This is a genomic window from Phaeobacter sp. CECT 5382 (assembly GCF_001457775.1).
Taxonomy (GTDB): Bacteria; Pseudomonadota; Alphaproteobacteria; order Rhodobacterales; family Rhodobacteraceae; genus Pseudophaeobacter.
On record NZ_CYSG01000038.1, the window covers coordinates 1 to 7,498 of the forward strand.

Sequence of the window (7,498 nt, forward strand, 5' to 3'; positions counted from 1 at the left end):
AATAAATGGGGAGTAGTTCAGTGATTGGGAATATTGACGAAGCGAAGATTGCCCTTGACGCTCTCAAAGACCTAGGCACCCGCATTTCCCTCGACGACTTTGGCACAGGGTTCTCCAGCCTCGCAACCCTCAGCAGACTGCCGTTCGACAAGATCAAGATCGACAAGAGTTTTGTTTCAGGCGTGCAAGCGGTGCCACAGAATGGCAAGATCGTCACGGCAATCCTGGCGCTCGCACAGTCGATGGATCTCACGGTAACCGCAGAGGGTATCGAGACCGACGCGGAACTGAATTTCCTGACGGAGATACACTGCCGCCAGGGTCAGAGCTTCTTATTTGCAAAGGCATTGGGTGCAAGGGGTGTTGCAGATTTTCTTGCCCTAGCCGATAGCACAGGAAGCATACAGGGTACTAGAAAGACGTCTTGATCAATGTCCACTTTCGGGTATCTGGTCTTCAGATCTCGCAACTGCGAGATTTCCTGCGCAGCATTTCGAATCAATGACCGGTTCGGGCTGAGCGCCGTCGTTGCCACCTATCTGTCTAGTGATCGATAGCATCACAGCTATCCGTTACGGTAATTAAGCCCGTGGAAAAATCCCGCCAGTAGCCCGCCAGTAGAATTGCACCAGTCGTCCTTACTATCTTCGCCACCTGCCAATGCGGCCACACCGGGCGCGTCACCGACGAACGCGCGGTAAAGTCTCATATGGCAATGAAGGGTTTCAGCCAATGTGGGGCGCTGAACAGATTCACCTCGGTTCTAAGCTGCGAAGTCGGCATCAACCCGATGGAAGCAGCCAGGGCCGACAAGGTAGCCCAGCCCCCGGTTTTGACCTAGAAGAGGAAAAGTAATTTGCTGCAATGGGAAGTGTACCGCAACGCGAAGTGTCCCGCTACAACCGCTGTTAGGAGACACTTGTTATTGCAGTAACCGGAAGAGCCCGGAGGAAGCCGGATGATACCGGATAGAGCCTTATAAAACAGGGCTTTAAGGAGAATTTGAAGGCCGCAATCTCTTGGAGGCCTTTGTCTTTCAAACTCGGCCAAAATAGCTCATACAGGCCCAAGCGACAATTTCAGGGCACTTCCCGTTGCAAACTCCCCCACCCTTCTGAAACACCCTTAAAACCGCCCTAAATGGTCCTGCGGAGGCCAATAAGGCCCATTATGTTCAATTCCGAACTAGGAACTAGATAGCGCTGAGACGCTCCAGTTCCTAGATTGGGGTTTTCTAAATGATGGCAATGTGTTGGACCTTTTTGACAAGCACAAATGCCCCGGTGAACTAAGAAAATATTTTCGGAGCCAGGCGCCACTCCTTGCCAGCCGCACTAGGCATACGACGGATGAGACGTTGCCGGGTGCTGATGTCAGCAATGCGCAGGTTGTGACCTTTGCAAAGTTATGGTGGCAGCGAATGATGCTGTTCTTGTGACCCCAAGCCGTCCGCCAGAACAGCATCATTCGCTGTGGCCTCGCCGGGAGGCTATTTCCTGAATTTTACCAGAGTGAGTAGTTTTTCTGACATATCGATCCAGTCCAAAAAACTGGTCCGAGTTCTTGCGGTCACCACTGAACTTACTGGAAATATGTGTAGTTGATGAGCCCGAGAATTGCAGCGGCACCTAGGAAAACAGATGCAAACACCACAGGTGCAATAAGGCCACCAAAAAAACCGAAGCGCTCACACCAAATCAACGCTGAGGTGACGCTGCCTCTCCCTTCCTTTTCAAGCTTGACCTCGACAGCATCTCCTCCTTTGGCTACTGGATTCATCCAGTGCCTAAGGCACTCCGGCCCCCAGACCAGAACTACGGTCACAACGGCACCAGCATAAAGAGAAATGGATAAAGTGCTGTTGTAGACCGAGTTGTGAAAGAAAACGAAATACCAAAACCCCAGCACAGCCCAGGCTATCGCTAAACCACTTCCAACTGAAAACGCTGGGACTATGTCGATTTTCCTGCCGCAATTCTGACAGAGATATCCGACTACGGTGTTATAGGGCTCCCTTTTACGCGACACCGGAATCAGTGTCGGTTTTTTGCATGATCCACATATTCTTGTTTTGACCATCTTGCTGCGTCCTCACACTATCGAGCGGGCATTGTTTTTGTTGACGGTTCAACTGTGCTTAGTGACAATACTCTTCCATGAAAAAAAGGACGTCATCAAAACCGTCCAATGAATCCCCGAATATCACGTCACCTGATTGCGTGGAGGCGCGCAGGCCAATTGCGTTTTCAAGCGCAAGCGACAAGTCCTCGTCCAGAGGCATAGCACCTATCAAAACATCCTTGCCTTGATAGGTGCTATAGGTCGTCGCAACAGCAAAGTCCTGTGGTTCACCATCAAAATTCAAAAAGCGAAGCATCGTTGATGCTCCTGGGATTTTGGCGGTATCAGGCACTGCCAGAACTTCGAGACGAAACTCCACAGGATCCTCAAAGGCACAACCTATCGTAAACTCATACCCGGCTGCGTTTGCCCTGAAATACACTCCATCGTCATAGTCTAGACGATCCAGTTGAGCCGCTGATCCGGCAACCGGCCATAGAAGGGCTGCTGTGCATAGCGAGCGGATTGGTTTCATTTCGAGGGTCCTCTCTGAACCGAAGGCGATGCGCTGGTGTTCGTTGGCCCGGGCAGAAAACTGAATTATCTCAACAAAAAAGTAATTCCGGAATGAGTGGCAAACCCTTGCAAGCACGCCATGAAATGAAGTTTCATGCCCCCGTTCACTCAGCTGCCCTTGTTGTGCTCTTGCCAAATCAAAGGGCGACAGGAGGATCAGGGAACACGTCTGTTTGAAAGGCGACCCACCGCCTAGAGATCGAAACAATCGACTGAAATCGTGATGGTTGACCTTCGCTTGGCTGTGAAAATTCTGCCCCCTTCGTGTGACGTCCAGTCCTCGGGCGGCATAAAAATTCAGTCCCAACTAATCCAATTACTGATATGGACTTACAAAACGGTCAGCGGTCGCTACGAGGCGCCTGTTCAAAACGAGCCGTGAGGGAGGAATGATCAGATCGATGCGATCACTCCTCTCCCGTGGCCAACCTTTGCTAAGGTGGAGCAATAAAAAAGGCGTGCCGGGCAGGTGTTAATAGCGCCCCCAAGCAAAAAAATACCAGCTTTTGTTCCGGGGCGCGTGGGTTTTCGCGTAAACATCCCCGCCGTTCGAATCCATACGCGCTTTCATGTTGTTAAACATTTTCCAACTGTTGCTGTCAGCTAAGTAGTAGGTTGTATTGCAGATCTTGATGCGGAATTCGCCGCCGTTTGGATTCAACGAAATCGAATTTGTTCCATCACTTATGGCTGGGTGCCCTGTCACTTCAAAACCAAAGGCCAAGGTGGCTGAGGATGCCAGGGCTGCTGCCAAGGAGAGTGTCTTAAGGTATTTCACGCTGATGCTCCGGTCTTCAGGGCTGTTGCCGCAATTATGTTTTTCTGGCGGTGCTTTCGTCTCGTCCGTCATCGCCACATCCAGAATATCAATCGGTCAATCGGCGCTCTATCAGTCATCTGTACTATACCGCCGCCAAACTGACGTACCAAGCGACAGGATCCATTGATCCCAGATCACGCGTTGCACTTGCTCTCGGGGAGAATGAGAGGGGTTCTCAGCCAATAGGGGCGATATGCACTCGCAATTCGTTGCCAATCCGATAGACTACCACATGCAGCAGAGTGCCTTCTTTCATGGCGTTGCGCGACACCACGTCAATTCGGTCGTACAGGATCGACGGATCCGTTGAGTCAGCCCCGCAAAAACTAGTCAATGTCAGTGTTTGAAACAACTTCCTGTGGGTCGATGTTGCAAAATAGCTTTCATAGTCATCCAATGGGCTGGGCCGGTTGAATTTATGGAGATTTGCCCGATCCTGCTGAAGAACCGCAGTAATTGTCCTTAGCGCCACATTGCGGGAATTTTGCAGATCCTGTGCGTCCACCTGCATCTCGTAGTCTGCAATCACCTCGTCCCCCATGACGTGATAATCGCTCGAATACGCTATGCAAGTGCAACCATCGCGCCCAGTACCATCGCAAGCCTGAGCCGAGCTAGCACCAAGCGCGGCCAAAAGGGCGGCTGTCAGCAGGGGGGGCACTTTCAGAAGCATCATTTCACCTTTACCTCTGTTTCTAATCATCAGCATTTTCGAATGCTGCGGCAAGCTGACACCTCAGCACAATAGACCACGTGTTGTATGCCGGCTGGGTGGATTTGGGGAGCTGCGAAAGTATGAGCATGGTTGTCGCGACACAGGCTTGGTCAACCGAGCAATTGATGGTGATTGCTCGGAATAGCTGGATTGTTCTGCTGATTATCGTTTTGGTTACGCTGTCGATACTCTGGCCGATGATTGGCGGCCCTGACCTACTCGTTTGGGCGCTGCTACTGATCGCATTGGCTGTGGCAATAGCTATACTGGCATTCCACTTTGCCCATGCGGCCCCTCACGACGGGCAGGATACCGTTCCATACGCAAGGGCTCACAATCTGCTGGTGCTGATGATCGGAAGCATATGGGGATTTGGCATCCTGCTAGTTCGCCATGATGATCTGGCGGCAACTCTCTATATTTTTGTGCTTTCAGGGACGGCTTTGGGGGCAGTCAGTTCCCAGCACTCTTACCTCCCGTCATGTCTGAGTTCGATCTGGAGCTCTATCACCCCGGTGGCTGTCTTCCTGTTTTTGGGCGAAGTCGCCGGGTTGCCTCAGGCATTTGGTCTATTGTTACTGATGTTTGCACTCACCCTGTCCAGTATCGCTGCCAAAATGCATGGTTTTATGGCTCAGCACGAAAACCTAACCCGTTCGCTCAAAGAAAAAGTCGTTCGTCTGTCAGAAACCAGTCGGGAAATCGACCGGGCCCGCAGCGCCGCCGAAGCCGCCAACCAGGCAAAATCGGAAACTCTTGCGCAGGTCAGTCACGATCTGCGCCATCCTCTGCATGCAATTGGCCTGCTGGCAAATTCCCTGAATGACCAGAAAACCCTTAAAGAACGCCAGCATGTCGTTCGCCAAATCGATAGTGCGGTGGGAGGGCTTAGCCGTGTGTTTGGCCTTCTGCTGGAGAACGAAAGGCTTGAAAGCGGCCAGACGCAGGCGTTTTTTTCAAAGGTTGCGTTGAATCCACTAGTAAAGACGGTTCTGGCTGCGGTCCCAATGACCGAAAACAGTCCAGAGATCCGCTATGTTCCAAGCCACGCTGCGGTGGAAACTGATCCTCGGCTTTTGTCGGCGATGGTTCTGAATTTGTTAGACAATGCACGTAAGTACGCCCGCAATGGAAGAGTCCTAATTGGGTGCCGCCGCCGCGAAGGTCTGATATCAATTTGGGTTTGTGATCAAGGACCGGGTATTCCGGCTCATGACCTTGACCGTCTTTTTGAACCCTTTAACCGGCTGCACCCCAAAGATCTTTCAAGCGGTGAAGGGGCCGGGCTTGGCTTGGCAATTGCCCACAAAATGGCACATCTGCTCGGGCTGGACCTTCGTGTCATGTCCCGTCCGGGTCACGGAACGACCTTTGTGATCGAGGGGCTGACTCCGGTTGATACCCCAACCGAGGTGCAGGCTGTGGCAGGGTCCGCTCAAAGTGTTCCACTGAGCGGCCTCAAGATCAACATACTTGACGACGATCCAGAACGTTGTGCCAGGCTGTCCACCCTTCTTAGCGAATGGGGCTGTGAGGTGTCGTTCGATGCGGAATTGAACTCCGGCATCGTCCTGTTGGGCACTCTTTCCCTGCACAGACTTGCCCGGCTGTCCAGAGCAGCGGAATCGCATGACAACCTGTCCATCATTTCGATGGCTCCTGACGGGGCTGCTGAAACGTTACCTGATAAACTGAAACCCTACCTGGAAACGGGGCGGAATCTTAAGCCTTTTCAGCTCCGTTCCTTGTTGCAAAGCATCGCCATGCGTTTATCGTCTCCCCCGAACCTACCGCATAAAGGCACTCACCTCCCCCCTAAACGGCGTCTAGAAACATCCCCTAAATGAGCAGTCACTTGAGCAATATCCTGATCGCCGATGATCACCCCGTTTTTTTGGATGGATTGCGCCGCATTGCAGGGCAAGTATTTAATGCACAGGCGATCATTGTCGCGCGTAGTTGGCCTGAAGTTGAGCGCACATTTGCCTCGGTAAGCACACTGGAATTTGCTGTGCTGGATCTTGTTCTCCCGGGGGGGGATTGGCGTGAGACACTTCCAAATCTGCGGGAAGAATACCCCAGTGTGGCAATCCTCGCGGTTTCGATGCTCGACCACGCTGAGGTTGAACCAGATCTCAGTCGAATGGGACTCAACGGTTTCCTTTCAAAAATGGCACCTGCGGAACGCATCGCCAAAGGCTTACGCAGAGCAAGCGCAGGAGAGTATGTGCTTGATACCGGTGTGTTTGAGGTTGAGACCCGCTTCAGCGATCGCCAGCTTGAAGAGCACCAACTAACCCTTCGGCAATCTGAAGTCCTTTCGTTTCTGACGACAGGCATGACCAACAAAGAGATTGCGCGGGCACTCGATATTTCCCCGGCAACTGTGCGGGTACATGTTAGTGCCATTCTTAGGGCTCTGAATGTGACCACCCGCACTGCCGCAGCGGCCTTGGCTGGTCGTGGCGATATTGTTTAGGCCGGTCAGAACAAGAGGCTCTATGCTCGTACATTGGCTTCGTGGGCCTTTCAGGGATTGATGCCCCACCTATGGCTGAATTTATTTCAACACTGTCTGGCATCACAGCGGGTCAATGGCGCGCGTAGCGAGTCTGCTTTGGGTTGAGAGCAGCCATCCGCAATTTGCATGGATCGGCGCTACCTGTGCGTCGGCAGAGTTTTTGGGTCCAAAGGTGACCTAAACTAAGAGAGAGTTTGGCTCATCTGTTTGGTTTGATTATGCTGCGTGCTGGCGGTGATGCAAGCGTCGCGCTTCGAGTGTCTTTCATTTGATCCTTTCGCGTTGCTTTAGAATGGTTTTGTCACGCCCGAAGTAGACATCAGCGGGTGTGACGTTGTTGATGCTCTCGTGGTAGCGCTGATGATTGTAGTGATCGACGAAGGCTTCGATCTGGGCCTCAAGATCACCCGGCAGGAAGTAGTTTTCCAGCAAGATCCGGTTCTTTAAGGTCTGGTGCCAGCGCTCGATCTTACCTTGGGTTTGCGGATGATATGGCGCACCGCGCGAGTGCTTCATGCCTTTGTCCTTCAACCTTCTGACAGATCCCCTGAGACGTAACTGGAGCCGTTGTCGCTGAGCAGACGTGGCTTGTGGACGACATGGATCTGGTCACAGCCGGAGACCTGCAAGGCCAGATCCAGTGTATCCGTCACGTCCTGCGCCCGCATAGTTGTACAAAGCTTCCATGAGACGATGTAGCGACTGTAGTCGTCGAGGACCGTGCTGAGATAGAACCAGCCCCAGCCCAAAACCTTGATGTAGGTGAAGTCTGTTTGCCAAAGCTGGTTGATCGCAGTTGTTTTGT

Annotated in this window: 7 protein-coding genes and 1 pseudogene; 3 read left to right on the top strand and 5 right to left on the bottom strand. The window is 52.3% G+C overall.

All coding sequences use genetic code 11. From position 1 onward, the window contains the following. Positions 1-20: 20 nt before the first annotated feature. Entirely contained in the window at positions 21-428 is a 408-nt protein-coding gene (locus tag PH5382_RS19035; protein ID WP_197410085.1) for an EAL domain-containing protein, read from the top strand. Between the two features lie 1,153 nt (positions 429-1,581). On the opposite strand, the gene PH5382_RS19040 is transcribed toward PH5382_RS19035, so the two are convergent. The 4 genes from PH5382_RS19040 to PH5382_RS19055 all read right to left on the bottom strand — a co-directional run bounded on the left by PH5382_RS19040 (position 1,582) and on the right by PH5382_RS19055 (position 4,133). Continuing rightward, the gene (locus PH5382_RS19040; protein WP_156414983.1) at positions 1,582-2,079 is read right to left on the bottom strand and encodes a hypothetical protein; all 498 of its coding nucleotides are present in this window, start codon (positions 2,077-2,079) and stop codon (positions 1,582-1,584) included. A 58-nt stretch (positions 2,080-2,137) separates the two neighbouring features. Then, entirely contained in the window at positions 2,138-2,944 is an 807-nt protein-coding gene (locus PH5382_RS19875) for a hypothetical protein (RefSeq protein ID WP_156414984.1), read from the bottom strand. 165 nt (positions 2,945-3,109) lie between these two features. Next, the gene (locus PH5382_RS19050) at positions 3,110-3,487 is read right to left on the bottom strand and encodes a hypothetical protein (protein ID WP_058335967.1); all 378 of its coding nucleotides are present in this window, start codon (positions 3,485-3,487) and stop codon (positions 3,110-3,112) included. Between the two features lie 145 nt (positions 3,488-3,632). After that, a complete protein-coding gene (locus PH5382_RS19055) occupies positions 3,633-4,133 on the bottom strand; it encodes a hypothetical protein (RefSeq protein ID WP_156414985.1) in 501 nt (166 codons plus the stop codon). A gap of 119 nt (positions 4,134-4,252) precedes the next feature. Between PH5382_RS19055 and PH5382_RS19060 the strand changes: the two genes are divergently transcribed. Beyond that, complete coding sequence (locus PH5382_RS19060) at positions 4,253-6,019, top strand: sensor histidine kinase (protein ID WP_058335969.1); 1,767 nt, start codon at positions 4,253-4,255, stop codon at positions 6,017-6,019. Then, positions 6,016-6,651, top strand: coding sequence for a LuxR C-terminal-related transcriptional regulator (locus PH5382_RS19065; protein ID WP_082645775.1), 636 nt, complete (start codon positions 6,016-6,018; stop codon positions 6,649-6,651). The genes PH5382_RS19060 and PH5382_RS19065 overlap by 4 nt, the downstream gene beginning before the upstream one ends. A gap of 306 nt (positions 6,652-6,957) precedes the next feature. On the opposite strand, the pseudogene PH5382_RS19070 reads toward PH5382_RS19065, so the two are convergent. After that, positions 6,958-7,498: pseudogene (locus PH5382_RS19070) on the bottom strand (transposase); the annotation flags it as partial.

What these genes read in the sequence shown, in the direction of transcription:
- PH5382_RS19065 (WP_082645775.1), top strand. Translation starts at nt 6,016, where the DNA reads ATGAGCAGTCACTTGAGCAATATCCTGATCGCCGATGATCACCCCGTT.
- PH5382_RS19040 (WP_156414983.1), bottom strand. Translation starts at nt 2,079, where the DNA reads ATGGTCAAAACAAGAATATGTGGATCATGCAAAAAACCGACACTGATT.
- PH5382_RS19055 (WP_156414985.1), bottom strand. Translation starts at nt 4,133, where the DNA reads ATGATGCTTCTGAAAGTGCCCCCCCTGCTGACAGCCGCCCTTTTGGCC.
- PH5382_RS19050 (WP_058335967.1), bottom strand. Translation starts at nt 3,487, where the DNA reads ATGACGGACGAGACGAAAGCACCGCCAGAAAAACATAATTGCGGCAAC.
- PH5382_RS19060 (WP_058335969.1), top strand. Translation starts at nt 4,253, where the DNA reads ATGAGCATGGTTGTCGCGACACAGGCTTGGTCAACCGAGCAATTGATG.